General features: G+C 66.9%; 21 protein-coding genes and 1 tRNA gene. 11 read left to right on the forward strand and 11 right to left on the reverse strand.

Translation table 11 applies throughout. The annotated features are described in order from the left end of the window. Positions 1 to 16 precede the first annotated feature (16 nt). Complete coding sequence (gene miaA / locus O6Y00_RS09355) at positions 17 to 946, reverse strand: tRNA (adenosine(37)-N6)-dimethylallyltransferase MiaA (RefSeq protein ID WP_353442319.1); 930 nt, start codon at positions 944 to 946, stop codon at positions 17 to 19. Here miaA and serB point away from each other — a divergent pair. Beyond that, positions 939 to 1,820, forward strand: a complete 882-nt coding sequence (serB, locus tag O6Y00_RS09360; protein WP_353442320.1) for a phosphoserine phosphatase SerB — start codon at positions 939 to 941, stop codon at positions 1,818 to 1,820. The genes miaA and serB overlap by 8 nt on opposite strands. Positions 1,821 to 1,964: 144 nt before the next feature. Here serB and O6Y00_RS09365 read toward each other — a convergent pair whose 3' ends face one another. The 3 genes from O6Y00_RS09365 to O6Y00_RS09375 all read right to left on the reverse strand — a co-directional run bounded on the left by O6Y00_RS09365 (position 1,965) and on the right by O6Y00_RS09375 (position 3,801). Next, positions 1,965 to 2,450: a hypothetical protein gene (locus tag O6Y00_RS09365; RefSeq protein WP_353442321.1), complete on the reverse strand. Its 486-nt coding sequence runs from the start codon at positions 2,448 to 2,450 to the stop codon at positions 1,965 to 1,967. Positions 2,451 to 2,519: 69 nt separating this feature from the next. Continuing rightward, entirely contained in the window at positions 2,520 to 2,729 is a 210-nt protein-coding gene (locus tag O6Y00_RS09370; protein WP_353442322.1) for a hypothetical protein, read from the reverse strand. 22 nt (positions 2,730 to 2,751) lie between these two features. After that, positions 2,752 to 3,801, reverse strand: a complete 1,050-nt coding sequence (locus O6Y00_RS09375) for an SPOR domain-containing protein (RefSeq protein WP_353442323.1) — start codon at positions 3,799 to 3,801, stop codon at positions 2,752 to 2,754. Positions 3,802 to 3,976: 175 nt separating this feature from the next. Between O6Y00_RS09375 and O6Y00_RS09380 the strand changes: the two genes are divergently transcribed. The 3 genes from O6Y00_RS09380 to O6Y00_RS09390 all read left to right on the forward strand — a co-directional run bounded on the left by O6Y00_RS09380 (position 3,977) and on the right by O6Y00_RS09390 (position 6,514). Further along, entirely contained in the window at positions 3,977 to 4,681 is a 705-nt protein-coding gene (locus O6Y00_RS09380) for a ParA family protein (protein ID WP_353442324.1), read from the forward strand. 73 nt (positions 4,682 to 4,754) lie between these two features. Beyond that, positions 4,755 to 5,195, forward strand: a complete 441-nt coding sequence (locus O6Y00_RS09385; protein WP_435368606.1) for a hypothetical protein — start codon at positions 4,755 to 4,757, stop codon at positions 5,193 to 5,195. Continuing rightward, positions 5,192 to 6,514, forward strand: coding sequence for an SPOR domain-containing protein (locus tag O6Y00_RS09390; RefSeq protein WP_353442326.1), 1,323 nt, complete (start codon positions 5,192 to 5,194; stop codon positions 6,512 to 6,514). Before O6Y00_RS09385 ends, O6Y00_RS09390 begins: the two co-directional genes overlap by 4 nt. A 204-nt stretch (positions 6,515 to 6,718) precedes the next feature. Here the strand turns inward: O6Y00_RS09390 and O6Y00_RS09395 are convergent, their stop codons facing one another. Both O6Y00_RS09395 and O6Y00_RS09400 read right to left on the reverse strand, forming a co-directional pair. Next, the gene (locus tag O6Y00_RS09395; protein WP_353442327.1) at positions 6,719 to 7,939 is read right to left on the reverse strand and encodes a dihydroorotase; all 1,221 of its coding nucleotides are present in this window, start codon (positions 7,937 to 7,939) and stop codon (positions 6,719 to 6,721) included. Next, on the reverse strand, positions 7,936 to 8,922 hold the full coding sequence (locus tag O6Y00_RS09400; RefSeq protein WP_353442328.1) for an aspartate carbamoyltransferase catalytic subunit: 987 nt from the start codon (positions 8,920 to 8,922) through the stop codon (positions 7,936 to 7,938). Before O6Y00_RS09400 ends, O6Y00_RS09395 begins: the two co-directional genes overlap by 4 nt. 122 nt (positions 8,923 to 9,044) lie before the next feature. On the opposite strand from O6Y00_RS09400, the gene O6Y00_RS09405 reads away from it, so the two are divergent. Continuing rightward, positions 9,045 to 10,595 (forward strand): hypothetical protein, encoded by a 1,551-nt coding sequence (locus O6Y00_RS09405; RefSeq protein ID WP_353442329.1) that lies wholly within the window; start codon positions 9,045 to 9,047, stop codon positions 10,593 to 10,595. Here O6Y00_RS09405 and ruvX read toward each other — a convergent pair. Next, positions 10,592 to 11,059 (reverse strand): Holliday junction resolvase RuvX, encoded by a 468-nt coding sequence (gene ruvX, locus O6Y00_RS09410; RefSeq protein WP_132898100.1) that lies wholly within the window; start codon positions 11,057 to 11,059, stop codon positions 10,592 to 10,594. The genes O6Y00_RS09405 and ruvX overlap by 4 nt on opposite strands. Beyond that, a complete protein-coding gene (locus O6Y00_RS09415) occupies positions 11,056 to 12,162 on the reverse strand; it encodes a DUF3089 domain-containing protein (protein ID WP_353442330.1) in 1,107 nt (368 codons plus the stop codon). The genes ruvX and O6Y00_RS09415 overlap by 4 nt, the downstream gene beginning before the upstream one ends. 269 nt (positions 12,163 to 12,431) lie before the next feature. Here O6Y00_RS09415 and gatC point away from each other — a divergent pair, with 269 nt between their 5' ends. From gatC to gatB, 3 genes are read left to right on the forward strand one after another with little or no spacing between them, the layout of a single operon-like run. Then, on the forward strand, positions 12,432 to 12,734 hold the full coding sequence (gatC, locus tag O6Y00_RS09420) for an Asp-tRNA(Asn)/Glu-tRNA(Gln) amidotransferase subunit GatC (RefSeq protein ID WP_056048145.1): 303 nt from the start codon (positions 12,432 to 12,434) through the stop codon (positions 12,732 to 12,734). Continuing rightward, a complete protein-coding gene (gene gatA / locus O6Y00_RS09425) occupies positions 12,734 to 14,218 on the forward strand; it encodes an Asp-tRNA(Asn)/Glu-tRNA(Gln) amidotransferase subunit GatA (protein ID WP_353442331.1) in 1,485 nt (494 codons plus the stop codon). Before gatC ends, gatA begins: the two co-directional genes overlap by 1 nt. A 1-nt stretch (position 14,219) precedes the next feature. Further along, entirely contained in the window at positions 14,220 to 15,701 is a 1,482-nt protein-coding gene (gene gatB / locus O6Y00_RS09430) for an Asp-tRNA(Asn)/Glu-tRNA(Gln) amidotransferase subunit GatB (RefSeq protein ID WP_353442332.1), read from the forward strand. Between the two features lie 283 nt (positions 15,702 to 15,984). On the opposite strand, the gene O6Y00_RS09435 is transcribed toward gatB, so the two are convergent. After that, entirely contained in the window at positions 15,985 to 16,746 is a 762-nt protein-coding gene (locus O6Y00_RS09435; protein WP_353442333.1) for a retropepsin-like aspartic protease family protein, read from the reverse strand. 68 nt (positions 16,747 to 16,814) lie between these two features. Between O6Y00_RS09435 and O6Y00_RS09440 the strand changes: the two genes are divergently transcribed. Beyond that, positions 16,815 to 17,429: a hypothetical protein gene (locus O6Y00_RS09440; protein ID WP_353442334.1), complete on the forward strand. Its 615-nt coding sequence runs from the start codon at positions 16,815 to 16,817 to the stop codon at positions 17,427 to 17,429. Between the two features lie 3 nt (positions 17,430 to 17,432). Here the strand turns inward: O6Y00_RS09440 and O6Y00_RS09445 are convergent, their stop codons facing one another. Beyond that, positions 17,433 to 17,651 (reverse strand): hypothetical protein, encoded by a 219-nt coding sequence (locus O6Y00_RS09445; RefSeq protein ID WP_353442336.1) that lies wholly within the window; start codon positions 17,649 to 17,651, stop codon positions 17,433 to 17,435. A gap of 2 nt (positions 17,652 to 17,653) precedes the next feature. Then, positions 17,654 to 17,809 carry a hypothetical protein gene (locus O6Y00_RS09450; RefSeq protein WP_192145012.1) on the reverse strand — a complete coding sequence of 52 codons (156 nt, stop codon included), beginning with the start codon at positions 17,807 to 17,809 and terminating at the stop codon, positions 17,654 to 17,656. A 109-nt stretch (positions 17,810 to 17,918) separates the two neighbouring features. On the opposite strand from O6Y00_RS09450, the gene O6Y00_RS09455 reads away from it, so the two are divergent. Both O6Y00_RS09455 and tig read left to right on the forward strand, forming a co-directional pair. After that, positions 17,919 to 18,003: transfer RNA gene (locus O6Y00_RS09455), tRNA-Leu, on the forward strand. Between the two features lie 68 nt (positions 18,004 to 18,071). Further along, positions 18,072 to 19,709 carry a trigger factor gene (tig, locus tag O6Y00_RS09460; protein ID WP_353442337.1) on the forward strand — a complete coding sequence of 546 codons (1,638 nt, stop codon included), beginning with the start codon at positions 18,072 to 18,074 and terminating at the stop codon, positions 19,707 to 19,709. The last annotated feature ends 209 nt before the right edge of the window (positions 19,710 to 19,918 follow it).

The raw sequence follows: 19,918 nt of genomic DNA on the forward strand, positions 1-19,918 counted from the left end.
AGATGCGTGTCAAACATCATCTTAGCAATATAGTTTCAAATTGCTGCAGGCGCGTTGGGAGGTCGAGGGCTTCGGTGCGCGTCCAGGCGGGCGGCGGCTGGTGTCGAAGCCACGTATATTGGCGCTTGGCATAGCGTCGCGTGGCGAGCGATCCGGCGGCGATGGCATCGGGTTTCGAGGTCTCGCCGCGGACGAGCGCGGCGATCTCGGGCACACCGATCGCGCGGCGGATCGGCGCGTCCTGCGGGATGTCGGTGCGGGCGAGCAGCGCGGCGATCTCCTCGCGGCTGGTATCGGCCATCTCGGCGAAGCGCTGATCGATGCGCGCGTTGAGCCAGTCGCGGTCGGGGATCAGGATTAGCGCGCGGACGTCGATCGTGTCGCCGATCCCGCCGACCTTTTCCGTCTGCCAATCGGCGAGCGTCCGGCCGGTGCCGCGGACGACTTCGAGCGCGCGGGCGACACGGGTGGTATCGGCCGCGTTGAGCTTGGCAGCGGCTTGCGGGTCGAGTTGCGCGAGTGCGGCGTGCGCCTCCGCCACGGGTAGGGCGCGGACTTGATCGCGGAGGGCCGGATCAATCGCCGGGACGGGTGCAATGCCGTCGAGCAAGGTGCGGATATAGAGCCCGGTGCCACCCACCAGGATCGGCAGCTTGCCCTCCGCGAGTGTGTCGCGGATCGCGAGCCTCGCTTCGGCAGCCCAGCGCGCGGCGGAGTAGGTCGCGTCGGCAGCGTCGACATGGCCGAACAGCCGGTGCGGGGCGCTGGCCTCTTCTTCCGCCGAAGGCCGCGCGGTGAGGATACGGAGGTCGGCGTAGACCTGCGCGGAGTCCGCGTTGATGACGACGCCGTCGTGGCGCGCGGCGATGGCGAGCGCGAGCGCGGACTTGCCGCTCGCGGTCGGCCCTGCGATGAGCGCGACCTTCGGGAGATGTTCTATGTTCACGGCAACGCTTATAGCCTCGGGCACGCTGACCGCAGGCGATATTTCGACCGCGATGGACCGCTTGCGCGACGCCGGCTGCGCGCCGGGCGTCAGCGGCTGGATCGACGAGGGCGACGCCGCCGACCTGATCTTCGGGATGGCGCCGGATGCTGCTCGGGTCGCGCTTGAGGGCGCTTTCGCGGGGGCGGACGTGGTCGTGCAGTCGAGCCTGACGCGCACCAAGACGCTGCTCGTCGCCGACATGGATTCCACCATGATCACCGTCGAGTGCATCGACGAACTCGCCGACTATGCCGGTATCAAGCCCCAGATCGCAGAGATCACCGAACGTGCGATGCGCGGCGAGCTCGATTTCGAAGCCGCGCTCGACGCCCGGGTGGCCCTCCTCAAGGGGCTAGCCGAAAGCGACATCGAACGTTGCCTGGCCGAGCGAGTGACGATCATGCCGGGCGCGAAGGCACTGGTGCGGACGATGCGCGCGCGGGGAGCGTTCGCGGTGCTGGTGTCGGGCGGCTTCACGCGGTTTGCCGAGCCGGTGGCGAAGGCAATCGGCTTCGACCGAGCGATCGCCAACGTGCTGGAGATCGAGAGTGGCGTGCTGACGGGGACGGTGACCAAGCCGATCGTCGGGTCGAATACGAAGCTGACGACGTTGCGCGCTGCGATCGCCGAGCGGGGGATTGTGGTGGAGGAGTCGCTCGCGGTCGGTGATGGCGCGAACGACTTGGCGATGATCGAGGCGGCGGGGCTGGGCGTGGCCTACCACGCCAAGCCGATCGTCGCGGCCGCCGCCGCTGCACGGATCGATCATGGCGACCTGACGGCGCTTCTCTATGCGCAGGGTATCGCGAAGCAGCACTGGGTCTTGGACTAGCCGTCCTTGCGATCCTCCCCCGCCAGGGGGAGGTGGCGCCGAAGGCGACGGAGGGGGAGGACACGGAACAGAGGTTGCCCTTTCCTCCCCCTCCGTCAGGCTGCGCCTGCCACCTCCCCCTAGCGGGGGAGGATGCAAATCGCTTTACCCCTTCGCCAGCGGCGTGCCGCTCGCGTCACACACATACGTCGCCAGTTCCTCGCGCAACGGCAGGCCCTTGATCGGCCGCAGCGGGCCGTCATGCGCGATGTTGGTTTCGACCAGCGCGCGGTTCGGGCCGACGCCCAGCACGTGGAACAGGCGCTTGGCGCAATCGGTCTCGGTCCGTGCATAGGCGACCTTGCCGCCATGTTCCTGGCGCAGGATCGCGATGATCGTGCCGCCGACCGCCTTGCGCTCGCGCAGGAGGAAATGGCGGGAGGTCGGGTCGGACGGGGTGGGAATCAGCCTGCCCTTGACGGTCAGTTGCTCGGGTTTGGGCACCGCGACATCGGTCTCTGTGAGGTTGCGTAGCGAGACGCCATTCTCGGGCATCGCGTCGTTGGCCGCATCGTTGGTCGGCTGCTGTCCAGAACACGCGGACAGCAGCATCGCGCCGGCAAGTGCCAGCGCCAGAGTCTTCGAAATCATCCATCTTGCTCCCGGTCGATGTCGAAACGAAACGACCGGTCCGGACTTTTGATCCCGCAGCGTTCGCGCTCAGCCCGGTGTTTTGTCGACTGTCCGGGAATCTGCCTTTCCAGTGGGGCCGACGGCCGCAGGCCTGCAGACCCGGTGGATGGGCTGGCAGGCGATGCCGACGGAAGAACAACCTTTCAGGCTTCCGGCGGTCGGGCAGGCGCGGCATTGCTGCTTCGTGTCGGTGCAGGCCGGCGGCGACGCGAGCAGCGCGAGGGTCAGGAACAGCATCGGGGCAGCCCCACCGCAGACGTCACGGCGCGACGATCACGCACGGTACGCCCGCCGATGCGCAGGCGCGGGTCGCATCGGCCTTCGATGCGAAGCCGCCGGCCTGGAGACGCGTGACGCCGCCGGCCTTCGCGTAGAAGGGCTGCGCACCTCGGAGCTTGCCGCGAACCCGGTTCCACAGCGTCTCGGCATTGCCCTGATCGCGAAACGCGCCGAGCTGGACGCGCCAATTCCCGCTCGTTCTGGCAGGAGCGGTAACCGGCTTGGCTGCGACGGGCTTTGTCGCCGCCTTGGTGGTTGCGGCCTTGGTCGTCACAGGCTTCGGCGGCGTTTGCCTCGCCGGCACAGGCTCGCGCGTGGCGGCGGGGGCGCGGTCCGGCAGCGAACTCGTCGGAAGCTTCGACGGACGCGGCGTTTCGGTCTCGCGCGATGGCGGCACGCTGGTCTGGCCGACGGTCGTTCGCGACGGCGCAGGTGCTGCGGAAGCCTTGAGCGCATATTGCTGGGCAAGCGCGGTGCCCTTCTCGCGGTCGGCGGGCGAGATGTACTGATCCATCTGCGCCAGCGTCTGCGAGGCGGATGGCAGACCTGATGCCGAGGCGCGCGTCATCAGTGCATAGGCGCGCGGAAAATCGCGCGGCACGCCGTCGCCGTTGAACAACATCGTTCCGAGCACGAGCTGGGTCCGAGGTTCACCACGCGCCACCGATTTCTCGAGCCACGGGAGCGCGTCGGTTTTTTTGCCCGCCTGGAACAGTGCAAGTCCGTAATTGTCCTCGGCCTGGAGATGGCCCTGCAACGCCGCCTTGCGAAACCACGCCTCCGCGAGCGCAGGATCGAGCGGTACGCCCCGGCCGAGCTTGTAGGCTTGCGCCAGATTGAACTGCGCATCGGCGTCGCCAGCTACCGCGAGTGGTCGCCATTCGCCGACGGCACGCGGGAAATCACCCTTCGCCCAGGCATCGACGCCGGCCTTCACATCGGCCAGCGCCGGTGTCGCCGCGAGCAACCCGCCGATCGCGACCGCAGACCAAAACCGCTTGCGTCTAAAAAGCTTACGACCAGCTGTCATCGCTCAACCCCATTGCACTACGGCGCCACCATGCCGCCGTTCGTCGCACAAGGCAAAGGGCGCGTCGTCGGACTCCAACCGATTTCGCTCCAACAAGACCCGGTATGAACCCGCGTTAACCGCTTCTTGACCCGTACATGGCATGCCCGTTGCGGATACCGGGGGTCAGGCACTTATGCGCGTCTTAGCGTTCGCATCGCAGAAGGGGGGATCGGGGAAGACGACCCTGACGGGGCATCTCGCCGTCCAGGCGGAGCGTGCCGGTCATGGCCCGGTGGTGCTGATCGACATCGATCCGCAGGGGTCGCTGTCGGACTGGTGGAACGAGCGCACCGCCGAGGAGCCCGCTTTCGCGCAGACGACCGTGTCGCGCCTTGCCGCCGATCTCGAGATCCTGCGCCAACAAGGCTTCAAGCTGGCGATGATCGATACGCCGCCCGCGATCACGATGGCGATCCAGAGCGTCATTCAGGTCGCCGAACTGATCGTCGTGCCGACCCGCCCTTCGCCGCACGACCTGCGCGCGGTCGGCGCCACCGTCGACATGTGCGCGCGGGCCGGCAAGCCGCTGATCTTCGTCGTCAACGCCGCGACGCCCAAGGCACGGATAACCGCCGATGCCACGCTGGCACTGTCACAGCATGGCACGGTCGCGCCGATCATCGTCCACCAGCGCACCGACTTCGCTGCGTCGATGATCGACGGCCGCACCGTCATGGAAGTCGACGCGAAAAGCAGGTCGACAGCCGAGATCGAAGCGCTGTGGACCTATGTCTGCGACCGGCTCGAAAAGAATTTCCGCCGCACCGTCTTCAGCGTGCCGACCGCCGCGGGGCAGCGCCCGGCGGCGGGTGGCTTCGGTCGCCGGGTGATCGGCTAACATGGTCGAGCACAAGCCTCTCGCATCGCTGTCGTCGTCGCTGTTGGCCCGGAAGGGGGCCGCGCGTCCGGCAATGCGCCCGCAGAATCTCGCCGCGTCAGAGCCCGACGCCGATGTGACGCCGGTGGCGGACGATCTCGGCTGGAACGACATGGGTGGGGCCGATACGCCATTTGCCGCCATCCCGCAGGTGCTGGTCGCGCGCGCGGCGTTGAAGGACGGCATCGAGACTGGACCGCGCGCGGGTCGTTCGGTCTCGCCCGAAACGGTGGCGCAGATCGGTCGCGAAACCGTGCTTCGGGCGCATGGTGCCAAGGTCGCATTCACGCTCCGGCTCGACGCGGAGCGCCATTTGCGGCTTCGGCTCGCCGGCGCGATCACGAATCTTTCCTCGCAGCATCTGGTCACGCAGGCGCTGGACTCTTTCCTTCTCTCCTTGCCCGAGGTCGACGCGCTCGCTGCGCAGATACCTCCGGTCGAGACCCGTCTTCGCCAAAAGGGATCATCCCGATGAACACGCGCGCACTTCTCCTGGGCGGCATGTCCGCCCTTTTCCTCGGTGGCACGATGGTCGGCTGTGCCGCCACCGGCAACGGCATCGCATCCGCGAGCGATCGTAGCCAGGCGCTGGTGGCCAAGGCCGCGGCAAACGACGCCGGCCGGGCGCAGACCGCGCTCGCGGCGCGCAACGGACCGGCGGCCATCGGCTATGCGGAAGAGGCGGTCACGGCGATGCCGCAATCGGCAGAATACCGTATGCTGCTGGGCCAGAGCTATCTCGAGGGTGGTCGTTTCACCTCGGCGTCGCGCGCGTTCGCCGATACGCTCGTGTTGTCGCCCACCAACGGCAAGGCCGCGCTGAACCTGGCGCTGGCGCAGGTCGCCACGGGGGACTGGCAGGCTGCGCGCGCGACGCTGGCGACGCATTCGGCGATCATCCCGGCGAGCGATCGTGGGCTGGCGCTGTCGCTCGCGGGCGATACCGCTGGCGGCATCGCCCTGCTGACCGCAGTCGCCAGGTCGCCGGAGACGAGCGCGAAGGTCCGGCAGAACCTTGCGTTGAGCTTTGCGCTGGCGGGGCGCTGGCAGGAGGCGCGCGTGGTCGCGGCGGCGGACATGGCGCCGGCGGATGTCGATGCCAGGCTCGAGCAATGGGCGCTGTTCGCGCAACCGGCCAAGGCATCGGACCAGGTTGCCAGCTTGCTCGGTGTGCGGGCGGTGGCCGATGGAGGCCAGCCGATCGCGCTGGCGCTGAATGCGCCGGCACCCGTGATGCCGGGCGCGCCGGAACAGGCTGTGGCGGCGGTGGATCCGGCGATCGCCGAAGCACCGGTCGAAGTGGCCGCTGCTCCGGTCGACGCACGGTCCGCCGCCTTCTCGAAGGTCTCGTTCGGGCCGCGCCAGGAAGTCGTGCAGGCGTTGCCGGCGATGATGCTGCGGCCGGCCGGGGGGCCGATCAAGGTCGCCGCGGCGCCGGCGATGTCCGGACGCGGCCTCGCGACTGCGGCCTACGCGGTGAAGACACCCGCGACCGGGAACTGGTATGTCCAGATCGGCGCGTTCGGCAGCGCCGGAGTCGCCAAGGATGCCTGGGGCCGCGCGTCGCGCCAGTTTGCTTCGCTCGCGGGCTACACGCCTAACGGGATGACCTTCAAGGCGCGCGGCGAGGATTTCTATCGCTTGTCGGTCGGTGGGTTCAGCCGGTCGGCCGCGGTCGCGATGTGCCGCGACTACCGTGCCAAGGGCGGTGCGTGCTTCGTCCGGATGGGCGCAGGCGATGCGATGGCACAGTGGTTGCGCAAGCCTGCGATGCAGATGGCGTCGCGGTCGTAAGCGGGGGCTGTCAGGGGGCTGGCGTGGAGCACGTCCTCACCAACTAACCTCCATCCCGGCGAAGGCCGGGGCCCAGTTTGGGGGACGTCGCCAACTGAGCGCCATCCTCCGTTACATCCACCTTTCCAACTGGGCCCCGGCCTTCGCCGGGGTGGTAGTTTTCGGGGGATGAGGCTGCGACCTCAGCGAACCGTGCGCCTCCGTTCAGCGAACCTCGCGACCGCCCTTCCACAAGCGCAGCACGCGGCCTTGCACCGGCAGGCCGTCGAACGGCGTATTGCCTGCCGCCGCCTTGAACGCGTCGCCGACGATCTGCCAAGGTGCCTGCTGATCGAACAGCAGGAGATCCGCCGGCTTGCCCGCCTCCAGCGTCCCCGTATCGAGCCCGAGCACGCGTGCCGGGTTGCGCGCCAGCAGCGCGAACAGGCGTTCGAGGGTCAGTAGGTCGTCGCGGACCAGCATCAGCGCGAGCGGCAGCAACGTCTCCGCACCCGCCATCCCGCTGCTCGAATCGGTGAACGGCAGGCGTTTCTCCTCCGGCCCGCGCGGTTCGTGACCTGAGCACAGCACGTCGATCGTCCCGTCCGCAATCGCATCGAGCGCGGCGCTACGGTCGCCCTCTGCCCGCAACGGCGGCGACACCAGCGCGAACGACCGGAAGTCGCTGACCGCGATCTCGGACAGATGCAGATGCGCAGGGGTGATGCCGCAAGTGACGGCGACGCCGCGACGCTTCGCCGCGCGGATCAGGTCGAAGCCCGCCGCGGTCGTCACCTGACGGATGTGGATGCGCGCGCCGGTGTCTTCGGCCAGCATCAGGTCGCGCGCGATCGCCAGCGCTTCGGCGACAGCGGGCGCGGCGGGAAGACCGAGCCGGGTCGCGGTCTCGCCTTCGGTCGCGACCGCGCCGGCGGTGAGACCGCCATCCTCGGCATGCGCGATCACCGTCACGTCGAGATCGCGCGCATAGGCGAGCACGCGCCGCATCACGCCGCTGTCGGCGATCCAATGCTTCCCCGTGCCGACCGCCTTCGCGCCTGCCGAGAGGCAGATCGCCATCTCGGCAAGGTCGTGGCCTTCGAGTCCGCGCGTGGCGGCGGCGATCGGATGAATCCACAGGTCGGGCTTGCCGATCAGCGCGGCGCGCTGGACGATGCCGGGGTCGTCGAGCACGGGCGACTGGTCGGGCATCAGGCCGATCCGCACGATCCCGCCCGCGCGGAACGCGGCGCGGTCGACCTTCGCGACGCCGAGATCAACAATCCCCGGCGCTACGGTCTTTCCAGCGCAATCGACGATGTCCGCGTCGGCGGGAATATCGACAATGCCGGTCGCGACGATCACGCCATCGCGAACCAGCAGATTGCCCTTCGATACGCCGCCGACGGGGCAGGCGAGGGTTGCATTGGTAAGCGCGAGGATCATGCCCAACCCTCCACGCCGCGTGCTCTTCGGGTCAGCACGTCGAGGCAGGCCATGCGGACGGCGACCCCCATCTCGACCTGCTCGGTGATCGCCGAGCGTGCGTGATCGGCGACCGCGGAGTCGATCTCGACACCGCGGTTCATCGGGCCGGGGTGCATCACCAGCGCGTCTGGCGCGGCCTTCGCCAGCCGGTCGAGCGTCAGGCCGTAGCGCAGCCGGTATTCGCGCGTGGAGGGAACGTAGGCGCCATCCATCCGCTCGTTCTGCAACCGCAGCATCATCACCACGTCCGCGCCCTCCAAGGCCTTGTCGAAATCGGTGAACGCGGTGACGCCCATCCGCTCGATCATCGGCGGCATCAGCGTGGACGGCGCGCAGACGCGGACCTCGGCGGCAAGCGCGGTCAACGCGAGGATGTTCGAGCGTGCGACCCGGCTGTGCAGAAGATCGCCACAGATCACGATGCGCTGGCCCGCGATCGACCCCTTTCGGCGGCGGATCGTCAGCGCATCGAGCAGTGCCTGGGTAGGATGCTCGTGCCGTCCGTCGCCTGCATTGAGCACCGGGCAGTCGACCTTGTCCGCGATCAACCGCACTGCGCCGCTCGACATGTGGCGGATGACGATCACGTCGGCGCGCATCGCATTGAGCGTCATCGCGGTGTCGATCAGCGTCTCGCCCTTCTTTACGCTTGACTGTGCCGCGTGCATGTTGACGACGTCGGCGCCGAGCCGCTTTCCCGCGATCTCGAACGACAGCAGCGTGCGCGTGGAATTCTCGAAGAACGCGTTGATCTGCGTGAGCCCGGCGAGCCGCTTGTCGGGCGTCGCATGCGTCCGGTTCGCGCCGACCCACGTCTCCGCCTCGTCGAGCAGGAACGCGATCTCGTGCGGCTGGAGCCCGTCGATGCCGGTGAGATGCCGGTGCGGGAAGACGGCGCCGCCTTCGATGAGGGCGGCGGGGCGGTGATCTGAGGTTCGCATTAAAACCGCGGGATAGTGCGCGCGGGGGCGGGGGGCAAGCGTCGCGGCGTCGACCCGCCATGCCGCATGGTTAACCCGAATTTAGTAAGGCTGTGTAACATCGGGGCGTGGCAGGGGGCATGATGCAGGACGACACGGCAACCGCGACGGCGCTTCGATGGTGGGAAACGCGCACGTTCGCGGTGGCGCTCGTTCTGCTGTCCGCGGTGCCGCTGCTGTGGCCAGCGCTCCCTCCGCTCGCCGATCTGCCAGGGCATATGGGGCGATGGCATATCGCAATGGCGTTGCCCACCGCGCCCGATCTCCAGCGCTACTACGCGTACCACTGGGCGCTGATACCCAACCTCGGGATGGACCTGCTGGTACCGGCATTGGCACGCCTGGTTGACCTCGAACCGGCGACCAAGCTGGCGGTGATCACGATCCCGATGCTGACCGTTGCCGGACTTTTATGGACAGCACGCGAGGTGCACGGACGCGTACCGCCGACCGCAATCTTTGCGCTGCCGCTTGCCTATGCGTGGCCGTTCCAGTTCGGCTTTGTCAATTTCGCGCTGTCGCAGGCGCTGGCTTTCTGTGCTCTCGCGTTGTGGATACGGCTTGGGCGACAGGATCGTCTGGTGCTGCGGGCGATCGTGAGCGTGCCGATCGCGCTCCTGGTTTGGGTCGCGCACAGCTTCGGCTGGGGCATGTTAGGGCTGATGGCAGCGTCAGCGGAACTGGCGCGATTGCGGCGCGATCGGCGACCGTGGCTCCCGACGCTTGGAACGGTGGCGGTGCGCTGCCTGCCGCTGGCGATTCCGTTGATCGTCATGATCGTGGCGGCGTCGCTCGCGCCCGCCAGGACCGGCACGATCGGTCTGGGGGCGGTCGATTGGTTCGACGGGACAGCCAAGCTGCTCTGGGTACTGTCGATCCTGCGAGATCGCTGGCGGCTGTTCGACATCGCGTCGCTCATGCCCTTCGCCGCGTTGTTGTATGTTGCCACGCGGAGCCCGCGGCTCGGCTTCTCAGCGCTGCTCGGGTGGCCGGCGCTGGCATGCCTGGCGGCGTTCGCGATCTTGCCGCGACTGATGATGGGGGGCGCCTATGTCGATATGCGGATGGCCCCTGCCGTACTGATGCTGGCCGTGATCGCAATCGTGCCCTCGCCGGGCCATACTCGATTTGCGACGATGCTGGCGGTAGCGGGCACAGCATTCCTGATCGCGAGGCTGGTCGGCACAACCGTCAGTTTCGGTGAGCGAGCGACCGAACAGCAGCGCGAACTCGCAGCCGTCGCGCACATCCCGCGCGGTGCGACCGTCCTCTCGCTGGTCCAGCGGCCGTGTGGCAACACGTGGTCCGACCTCCGCCGCGACGCTTTGTCGGGCATGGCGATCGTCCGCCGCGACGTCTTCACCAATGCACAATGGGCGTTGGAGGGGCAGCAACTCCTGCGCATCCGTTACGTGCAGGCCGCGCCGTACCTCGCCGACCCCTCGCAGATCGTGCTGCCAAAAGTGTGCCGGACGTTCGGATCCGACTTCGACACAGCCATAGCGCGGTTTCCCCGCACCGCGTTCTCGTACGTCTGGACGATCGGCTTTCCCCCCGGTGCGGCCAAAGCGGTCGACCTTACGCTGATCTGGACCAACGGCGGATCGGCGCTCTACCGGGTCGAGCGCCGCTAGATCTGCGCGGTCACCAGCGCGTCGATCGCGCCCTGGAGGATGTACGCCGCCGCCATCTTGTCGACCAACTCGGCGCGCTTGGCGCGGCTGGCGTCCTGTTCGATCAGCGTGCGGGTGACGGCGACGGTCGACCAGCGCTCGTCCTGGAGCAGGATCGGGAGCCCCATGTCCTTGAGGTTCTGCGCGAACGCCCGCGTCGATTGCGAGCGCGGGCTTTCGCTGCCGTCGAGGTTGATCGGCAGGCCGATGACGAGACCGACGACCGCTTGCGCCTTGATGATCTCGGCGAGTGCGGTCTTGTCCTTCTGGAACTTGGTGCGGCGGATCAGGAGCGCGGGGCTCGCGAACGACCAGCCGGCGTCGCAGAGCGCGGTGCCGATCGTCTTGGTGCCGACGTCGAGACCGATCAGCCGGCCGCCGTTCGGGAGCGCGTCGCGGAACTGCGCGGCGGAGAGGGTGATCATTGGAAAGCCTTCAGGCGACGGTTGGCGTCTGCGCGGATGTTCGCCCAGAACAGGCTGTAGTCGTAGACGTGGTAATTGTTGCCGGGGAGCACGTACGGCCCGAGGTTCGGGCCCTCGCCGATCAGCAGGAAGCCGCGGTCGGCACAGCGTGCGGGGACGCTGCCGGCCGCGATCGTCGCGGTCTTGAGATCGGCCGAGGGGACTAGCGTGCCAAGGTTCGCCGTCGCCGGTGCGGTCGCGTCGGCTGTACCGGTCAGCGGGTTGGTGCAGACCATCGGTGTGGCTTTCCGCGGCTGGCCGTTGAAGCCGGTGGTCTGGTCATAAGCATCGATGATCAGCGACGGATCGGCAGGTTCGGCAAAGCTTTCCCACGACAGGATACAGCCGGTCTGGTCGGCAGTGCGGCATTCGGCGAGGCCCATCTTCGGAAGATCGGTCGCGCGTGAGACGGGCCAGCCGACGACATACGCCGCAACGATCCGCGCCTTCAGCTTCGGGTCGTTCGCAACGCGGTCGCGGAGCAGGCGAGTGAGGTGCAATGCGCCCTGGCTATGCCCGGCAAGGATGATCGGGCGGGTCGGGCCAGCTTCCTTGAGGAACCGGTCGAACGCCGCAGAGACATCGCCGTAAGCCAATGTCAGCGCGCGTTCACTATCCGCAACGCTGGTCAGGAACGCGCCGAACGTCGCCTGGCGATAGCGCGGCGCCCAGATGTCGCCAGCCTCGTTGAACGCGCTGGCCTGGCCGCGCAGGAACAGTTCCGCTCGGGCATTGGTCTCGGGGTCGTCGATCGGCGCGTTCCAGTGGTCGCGGTTGATGTACGAGGTGGGGTGGATGAAGAAGATCGCCGCGCCTGTGCCGCGCTCGCCGGGCGCGTAGCCGGGCGGCGTCCAGAGCGCGGGATTGCCCGGCGCATCGGGGCGGGCGAGCCACATGATCTTTCGCGCGTAGATGTTGCGCGGGGCTTCGCGTTGCGCTTGGAAAGTCTCGCTAGGGACCATCACCGCGCGCATCAACTGCGTGCCGAACAGGCGGTAGGCGAGCAGCGCGGCGATCGCGAGGACGATCATCGCGGCGACGAAATAGAGAAACTTGCGGGCCAAGCGGGACCTTCCGTGCAGGCGGTGTCGCTCCCGTGCCGTATGCGGGGCGTGGTTGCAATGTACTCCCTCACGTTGGTCGGACTCGAACGATCCTCCCCCGCCAGGGGGAGGTGGCTGGCGCTTGCCAGACGGAGGGGGAGGTAAGGGTAACTTCGGTTCCGTGTCCTCCCCCTCCGACGCTTCGCGCCACCTCCCCCTGGCGGGGGAGGATTTCATCTCGGGAGGGAAACATATTGCGCCCCCGCCGCGCCGGGTGCTAGCCGCACGGCATGTCCGTAGATACTGCAACCGTGAAGCGGATCGCGAGCCTTGCGCGCATTGCGATCACCGACGAGGACGCCGCCCGCATGGCGCCGGAACTCGGAAACATCCTTGGCTGGATCGAGATGCTCGAAGAGGTCGACACGACCGGTATCGAGCCGATGACCGCCGTCATCCCCAACACGCTGCGGCTGCGCGACGACGTCGTCAACGCCGACCCGCTGACCGGCGGCGGCATTCGTGAGCAGGTCCTCGCCAACGCGCCCGTGGCCGAACACGGGTTCTTCGCCGTGCCAAAGGTGATCGAATAATGACCGACCTCACAGACCTCGGGATCGCAGGCATCCGCGACGGCGTCCGCGATGGCAGCTTCAAGGCGCGCGAAGTCGCCGACGCGTTCATCGTAAAGGTGAGCCAGGCCAAGGCCTTGAACGCGTTTCTTGTCGAGACGCCCGAACACGCGATCGCCGCCGCCACCGCCGCCGATACCGCGCGCGAAGCCGGCGAGACGCTCAAGCCGCTGGCCGGCGTGCCGATCGGCATGAAGGACCTGTTCTGCACTAAGGGCGTCACGACGACCGCGGCTAGCCATATCCTCGAAGGCTTCACGCCGACCTACGAATCGACCGTCTCGCAGAATCTGTGGGACGCGGGCGCGGGGATGCTCGGCAAGCTGAACATGGACCAGTTCGCGATGGGCTCGTCGAACGAGACCTCGGCGTTCGGCAACGTGATCTCGCCGTGGAAGCGCAACGACGGCGGCAACGCCTCGCTCGCCCCCGGCGGCTCGTCGGGTGGCTCGTCGTCGGCAGTGGCCGCACGGCTCTGCCCCGGCGCGACCGGCACCGACACCGGCGGCTCGATCCGCCAGCCCGCCGCCTTCACCGGCATCAGCGGTATCAAGCCGACCTACGGTCGCTGCTCGCGCTGGGGGACGATCGCGTTCGCCTCGTCGCTCGACCAGGCCGGGCCGATGGCGCGCGACGTCCGCGACTGCGCGATCCTGCTCGAGGCGATGGCCGGGTTCGATGCGAAGGATGGCACCTCGTTGCAGCTCGACGTACCGAAGTGGGAAGCGGGTTTGTCGGGCAATCTCAACGGCCTGCGCGTCGGCATTCCCAAGGAATATCGCGTCGACGGGATGCCTGAGGAGATCGAGGCGCTCTGGCAGCAGGGCATCGACTGGCTGAAGGACGCCGGCGCGACGATCGTCGAGGTCTCGCTCCCGCACACCAAATACGCGCTGCCCGCCTATTACATCATCGCGCCCGCCGAAGCCTCGTCGAACCTCGCGCGCTATGACGGCGTCCGCTACGGCATCCGCGACCTGCCGACTGGTGCCGGCTTGCAGGACATGTACGCCGCGACGCGTGCAGATGGCTTCGGCCCCGAGGTGAAGCGCCGCATCATGATCGGCACGTACGTCCTCTCGGCGGGCTTCTACGACGCGTATTACACGCAGGCGCAGAAGGTCCGGACGCTGATCGCGCGCGATTTCGAGCGGGCTTGGGAGACGTGCGACGTCCTGCTGACCCCGACCGCACCCTCGGCGGCGTTCGCGCTCGGCGAAAAGTCGGCGGATCCGATCGCTATGTACCTGAACGACGTCTTCACCGTGCCCTCGAGCCTCGCGGGCCTGCCGGCGATGTCGGTGCCGGGTGGCCTCGACAAACTGGGCCTGCCGCTCGGGCTGCAGATCATCGGCAAGCCGCTCGACGAACAAGGCGTGCTGAACGCAGGGCTCGCGATCGAACAGCGGGCAGGATTTACCGCGCGACCAGAGGCTTGGTGGTAACATGAGCGATTACAGAATCCAGGGCGAAACCGGCGAGTGGGAGGTCGTGGTCGGCCTCGAGGTGCACGCGCAGGTGACGTCGAACGCCAAGCTCTTCTCGGGCGCGGCGACCGCGTTCGGCGCGGAGCCCAACACCCAGGTGTCGCTGGTCGACGCGGCGATGCCGGGGATGCTGCCGGTGCCGAACCGCGAGTGCATCCGCCAGGCGGTCCGCACCGGCATGGCGATTGAGGCGCAGATCAACAAATGGTCGCGGTTCGACCGTAAGAATTACTTCTATGCCGATCTGCCGCAGGGATATCAGATCAGCCAGCTCTATCATCCCATCGTCGGTGAAGGCGCGATCGACATCAGCCTCGACGAGAAGAATCCGGATGCCGCGGGCAAGCGGATCGGCGTCGAGCGCATTCATGTCGAGCAGGATGCGGGCAAGCTGATGCACGACCAGCACCCGACGCAGTCGTACGTCGACCTCAACCGGTCGGGCGTCGCGCTTATGGAGATCGTGTCGAAGCCCGACCTCGCATCGCCAGCGGAAACAGGGGCTTACCTGCGGAAGTTGCGATCGATCCTGCGCTATGTCGGGTCGTGCGACGGCAACATGGAAGAGGGGTCGATGCGCGCCGACGTCAACGTCAGCGTGCGCAAGCCCGGCGACGAGCTGGGCACGCGGACCGAGACGAAGAACGTCAATTCGGTGCGCTTCGTGATGGCGGTGGTCGAACAGGAGGCCAAGCGTCAGGTCGAGGTGCTCGAAGCCGGCGGCAAGATCCAGCAGGAAACGCGGCTCTACGATCCCGATCGCAACGAGACGCGCTCGATGCGGTCGAAGGAAGACGCGCATGATTATCGCTACTTCCCGGATCCCGACCTGTTGCCGCTGGTGCTTGACGATGCGTTCCTGGCCGAGTGTCGGGCTTCGTTGCCCGAGCTGCCGGACGCGAAGCGTGCGCGGTACGAGGCGCTCGGGATTGCACCGTATCAGGCGACGGTGCTGACCGCCGAGGTCGAGGCGGCGCGGTGGTTCGATGCGTTGCTCGATGCGGGCGTGAAGCCGGCAGCGGCGGCGAACTGGACGACGTCGGAGCTGTTCGGGGCGCTCAACCGGACGGGGAAGGACATCGAGAACTCGCCGGTTTCGCCGGCGCAGGCAGCGGAACTGCTGGGGCTGATCGCGGACGGCACGTTGTCGGGGAGTCTCGCCAAGCAGGTGTTCGAGGTGATGCTCGAGACCGGCGACGGCGCGGCGAAGGTGGTCGAGGATCGCGGGTTGAAGCAGACCAGCGATACCGGGGCGATCGAGGCGGTGATCGCTGACGTGATGGCGGCGAACGCGGACAAGGTTGCTGATTATCGTGGCGGTAAGGACAAGCTGTTTGGGTTCTTCGTTGGGCAGACGATGAAGGCGATGGGGGGGAAGGCTAACCCTGCTGTGGTGAACGAGGTGTTGAAGGGAATGCTTGGGGAGTCGGTGGCTTCGTAAGCTGGGGGTTGGCGGTTGGCGGTTAAGCCGCTCTCCCGCCCTGGTCCGTTCTCCCGCGAAGGCGGGAGTCCAGGGTAACTGAGCGTGACGCTGCTTGATTCCTGGGCCCCCGCGTTCGCGAGGGAACTAGCAGAAGTGTAGTTCGCCCACCTCAGCATGCACCACCCCGGCGGAGGCCGGGGCCCAATTGGGGCACGGCGATAACGATGGGCGGCGCTTCGTTACTGCAACCTTTCCAATTGGGCCCCGGCCTTCGCCGGGGTGGTTGTGTACGGAGGCGGCCTTACCCGTCCACCTTCTGCGGATGATGCGGCACGAGGATCAGCGTGTTCTCCTCCACGCGCCACGACGCCAACCGCGACAAGAAGTTCATCCCCAGCACGTTGGTCTCGCCGAACGCGGGCGACACCACGACCTGCAAGTCCCGCGCGACGATCGCGCCGAGCCGCAAGCTCGCGATCGTCCCCGTCTTCGCCGCGATCGGCCCATTGGCGGTCTGCAGCACGATCGGCATCACGCCGACCCGCGCGTCGATCCCCGCAGCGTCCGCCGTCTGTTCCGAGATCGCGGTGATCGTCGCGCCGCTGTCGATCAGCAGGCGACGGCTGACCCCGTCGATCGTCGCCCGCGCCCAAAAATGGCCATCCGGCGACATCCTGATACGGACCTCGCCACCGACCACCTGCTGGTCCTCGATCTTGAGGAACCGGGCGATCTTGCCGACATACGGGTCGAACTGGCGCCGCTGGTCAACCGCGACGAACAGCAAGCCGACCAGCACGAGCGTCATGCCGATATTCACCAGCGTCCGCACGATCGGGATGCGCTGCGCGACGACGAGCACGACGACGGCGATGCCGAGTGCGACATACAGCGTGTGCGGTTGGCTAAGGCTGGGCAGCGTGAAGATCGACGGGTCCTGAAACAGAGGGGAATGCAGTATCTTAGCGTAGTCGCGGCAACCTGTATCGGTGCTGACCGACGCGTGGGTGACCGACGCTCGAAAAAAGGACCGATCCGAAACCGGCCGGATTGCCGTTCCCACGGATTGCGCGTGTCAGTCGAACGCGCTTCACTGAGACGGGGAGGCGGCAGATGGCGACCAGAGGGACAATGACGGTCGCGATCCTGACGCTCGTCATCGGTCAGGCGTCGGCTGCATCAAGCCGGTCCAGCGGCGAGCGGCGGCTTGCGGCGATGACGCCGGCTCAGTTCCAGGTCCGAACGACGCTTCATGACGACGCTCTGGACACCGTCGCGACGATCACCACGGCGAATGGGTTCGTCGAGCGAAAGCCGCTGCTGGGGCCTGCGCCCGATGACGTCTTTCTTCGGGCCTTCATCGACAAGACGACGGGCCGGGTCTCGTATCAGGCGTATGTCAGGATACGGTATCGCGACTATGGTTGGGCGAACTGGAATACGGCCAATTATGCAACGCCCGCAGGGCCGCGCGCGGTCGCGACGCAACGGATCGCGCGCCTGAAGGCATCATGCCCGAGGGGCTTTGCCTGCCTGAGGTCCGAGACCATCGGGTTTAAGATCGCCGCGCCGTTGCTCAGCGCCAATGCCAAAATGTACGGGCGCGATGGAATCACGTCATGGCCGTTCAAAATCATGGCGCAAAACGGCGGCGAACGCTCTTTCCTGCTTTCGACGGCGGAAATTGCCGGCCTGTTGATGGCGGTCGACGCGTATCGCACCGACCACCATCTGCCGACCTCTTGACGCTTACTGCGCGTCGTCGTCCTGGTTCTTCACGACACCACCGGTGCCGCCGACGCCATCATGCAGTCCGCTGTCGGTGAACGTATCGGGCTCGTCGCCGCCTTCGCCGCGCTCGACCGCGTCGGAGCGCGACTCCACCGCCTGTTCGATATCGCTGCGGGTATCCTCGTCACGATCCTCGGGGAGCGTTTCGGGGTTCGTGCCGGAATGCGGATCGCTCATGCTTAAAACTCCGGCTGAACGGGGGCAGGATCATTCGACGGCGTTCCCGGCGCCGGCACGTCGATATCCGGCGCAGGCGGATTGAACTCGGGCGGCGGCGCGGTCGGCTCGACCGGGGGCGTCGGGGTCGGGAATTCTGCCGGGGGTTGGGTAGCCATGATGTCTCTCCTTCTCGCTACTCAACGCCTGTAATCGGCGGGAGTTGCCTATGTGCTTGCCCCCGCATGCAACGTTGGTATAGACGCGCCCCCTACGGCGATGTCCTGTGCGGGCGTGGCGGAACTGGTAGACGCGCTTGGTTTAGGTCCAAGTATCGCAAGATGTGGGGGTTCGAGTCCCTTCGCCCGCACCAGCCCGCCGCGCAGGCGAGGCGACCGCCCGAAGAATTATCCCGAATGCTCTTATAACAAAAGGCCGGACATGCAGACTGTCGAGACGTTGAACGAGGGCCTCAAGCGCGCCTTTACGCTCACCATCACCGCGAAGGATATCGATGCCAAGGTCGATGTCGAGCTGAAGCGCCTCGCGCCGCAGATGAAGATGCCGGGCTTCCGTCCGGGCAAGGTGCCGGCGAACCTCATCCGCAAGATGCACGGCCCGGCGCTGACGCAGGACGCGCTGAACGCGGCGATCCAGGAGAGCGTCCAGACGCTCGTCGCCGAGAAGCAGCTTCGCCCCGCGATGCAGCCTTCGGTCGAGCTGGAAGACGGCTATGATCTCGGCAAGGACGCCGTGGTCAAGGTCGAGATGGAGGTCCTCCCGCAGGTCCCCGCACCCGCGATCGACGGTATCAAGCTCGAGCGCCTGACCGTGCCCGTCGCCGACGACGCGGTCACCGAGCAGCTCCAGAAGTTCGCCGACCAGCAGAAGAAGTGGGACGACGCGGCCGACGATTACGTCGCCAAGATGGGCGATCTCGTCACCGTCGATTTCGTCGGCAAGACCGCCGACGGCGTTGCGTTCGAGGGCGGCACCGGCACCGACATGGGCGTCGAGCTCGGCGCGGGTCGCCTGATCCCCGGCTTCGAGGATCAGCTCGTCGGCGTGAAGACCGGCGACGACAAGGTCCTCAACGTGACCTTCCCCGAGGAGTATCAGGAGAAGTCGCTCGCAGGCCAGCCGGCGACGTTCGACATCACCGTCAAGTCGGTGAAGACCGCGGGCGAGAGCAAGATCGACGAGGATCTGGCGAAGTCGCTGGGTCTTGAGAGCCTCGAGCAGCTCACGGGGCTGTTGAAGGGTCAGATCGAGCAGGAGCATAACGGTCTCACGCGCACGCACATGAAGCGCAAGCTGCTCGACCAGCTCGCCGAGGGTCATGACTTCGAAGTGCCGCCGTCGATGGTCGAAGCCGAGTTCAACCAGATCTGGTCGCAGCTCCAGCATGAAGCCACGCACGAGGCCGATCCCGAGGCTGCGATGGCCGAGATGGAAGGCGAGCGCGACGATTACCGCAAGATCGCCGAGCGTCGCGTGCGCCTTGGCCTGCTCCTGTCCGAGATCGGCCAGGCGAACGGCGTCGAGGTTTCGAACCAGGAAATGCAGCGTCTGCTCGCCCAGGCCGCGCAGCAGTATCCCGCCGAGCAGCGCCAGCAGTTCATGCAGTACATCCAGCAGGAGCCGATGGCGGCCGCCCAGCTGCGCGCGCCGCTCTACGAGGACAAGGTCGTCGACTTCCTGTTCGAGAAGGCCGAGATCACCGACCGCGAAGCCACGCGCGAGGAGCTTGAGGCCGCGATCGAGAGCGAGGACGGTTTCGCGAGTGGCACGCACACGCATGATCACGACAATCACAAGCCGAAGAAGAAGGCCGCTGCCAAGAAGAAGGCAGCTTCGGACGAAGGCGTGACGGAAGAGGCTCCCGCTTCGGACGCAGCGGAAGAGGCCAAGCCTGCGAAGAAGGCGCCTGCCAAGAAGAAGGCGGCTCCGGTCGAAGCGGAGACCGCCGTGACGGAATCGTCGCCGGTTGCTGCTGAGAACGCAGAGGGTGCTGAGGCTGCAGACGCACCGGCGAAGAAGCCGCGCGCGAAGAAGGCCGCGACCAAGACCGAGGCGTAACGCGTCCCTCCGTCATGCCGGGCTCGTTCCGGCATCCACGGTTCCGCACACTCTCAAGCCGATGAGCGTGTGGAACGGTGGACCCCGGAACCAGCCCGGGGTGACGGAGTGGGTAGGACCGGTACTAGATATACCACCTCCCCGGCGGAGGGCGGGGCCCAGTTGGAAAGGTAGCTGTAACGGCGCGCAAAGCTCCGTTATGGACCTTC

The organism is Sphingomonas faeni (genome assembly GCF_040407565.1).
GTDB classification, from domain to species: domain Bacteria; phylum Pseudomonadota; class Alphaproteobacteria; order Sphingomonadales; family Sphingomonadaceae; genus Sphingomonas; species Sphingomonas faeni_F.

What these genes read in the sequence shown, in the direction of transcription:
- O6Y00_RS09370 (WP_353442322.1), bottom strand. Translation starts at nt 2,729, where the DNA reads ATGCTGTTCCTGACCCTCGCGCTGCTCGCGTCGCCGCCGGCCTGCACC.
- O6Y00_RS09385 (WP_435368606.1), top strand. Translation starts at nt 4,755, where the DNA reads ATGCGCCCGCAGAATCTCGCCGCGTCAGAGCCCGACGCCGATGTGACG.
- O6Y00_RS09390 (WP_353442326.1), top strand. Translation starts at nt 5,192, where the DNA reads ATGAACACGCGCGCACTTCTCCTGGGCGGCATGTCCGCCCTTTTCCTC.
- O6Y00_RS09395 (WP_353442327.1), bottom strand. Translation starts at nt 7,939, where the DNA reads ATGATCCTCGCGCTTACCAATGCAACCCTCGCCTGCCCCGTCGGCGGC.
- O6Y00_RS09365 (WP_353442321.1), bottom strand. Translation starts at nt 2,450, where the DNA reads ATGATTTCGAAGACTCTGGCGCTGGCACTTGCCGGCGCGATGCTGCTG.
- tig (WP_353442337.1), top strand. Translation starts at nt 18,072, where the DNA reads ATGCAGACTGTCGAGACGTTGAACGAGGGCCTCAAGCGCGCCTTTACG.
- ruvX (WP_132898100.1), bottom strand. Translation starts at nt 11,059, where the DNA reads ATGATCACCCTCTCCGCCGCGCAGTTCCGCGACGCGCTCCCGAACGGC.
- O6Y00_RS09375 (WP_353442323.1), bottom strand. Translation starts at nt 3,801, where the DNA reads ATGACAGCTGGTCGTAAGCTTTTTAGACGCAAGCGGTTTTGGTCTGCG.
- O6Y00_RS09440 (WP_353442334.1), top strand. Translation starts at nt 16,815, where the DNA reads ATGACGGTCGCGATCCTGACGCTCGTCATCGGTCAGGCGTCGGCTGCA.
- O6Y00_RS09445 (WP_353442336.1), bottom strand. Translation starts at nt 17,651, where the DNA reads ATGAGCGATCCGCATTCCGGCACGAACCCCGAAACGCTCCCCGAGGAT.
- gatA (WP_353442331.1), top strand. Translation starts at nt 12,734, where the DNA reads ATGACCGACCTCACAGACCTCGGGATCGCAGGCATCCGCGACGGCGTC.
- O6Y00_RS09450 (WP_192145012.1), bottom strand. Translation starts at nt 17,809, where the DNA reads ATGGCTACCCAACCCCCGGCAGAATTCCCGACCCCGACGCCCCCGGTC.
- gatB (WP_353442332.1), top strand. Translation starts at nt 14,220, where the DNA reads ATGAGCGATTACAGAATCCAGGGCGAAACCGGCGAGTGGGAGGTCGTG.
- O6Y00_RS09400 (WP_353442328.1), bottom strand. Translation starts at nt 8,922, where the DNA reads ATGCGAACCTCAGATCACCGCCCCGCCGCCCTCATCGAAGGCGGCGCC.
- O6Y00_RS09405 (WP_353442329.1), top strand. Translation starts at nt 9,045, where the DNA reads ATGCAGGACGACACGGCAACCGCGACGGCGCTTCGATGGTGGGAAACG.
- serB (WP_353442320.1), top strand. Translation starts at nt 939, where the DNA reads ATGTTCACGGCAACGCTTATAGCCTCGGGCACGCTGACCGCAGGCGAT.
- gatC (WP_056048145.1), top strand. Translation starts at nt 12,432, where the DNA reads ATGTCCGTAGATACTGCAACCGTGAAGCGGATCGCGAGCCTTGCGCGC.
- O6Y00_RS09380 (WP_353442324.1), top strand. Translation starts at nt 3,977, where the DNA reads ATGCGCGTCTTAGCGTTCGCATCGCAGAAGGGGGGATCGGGGAAGACG.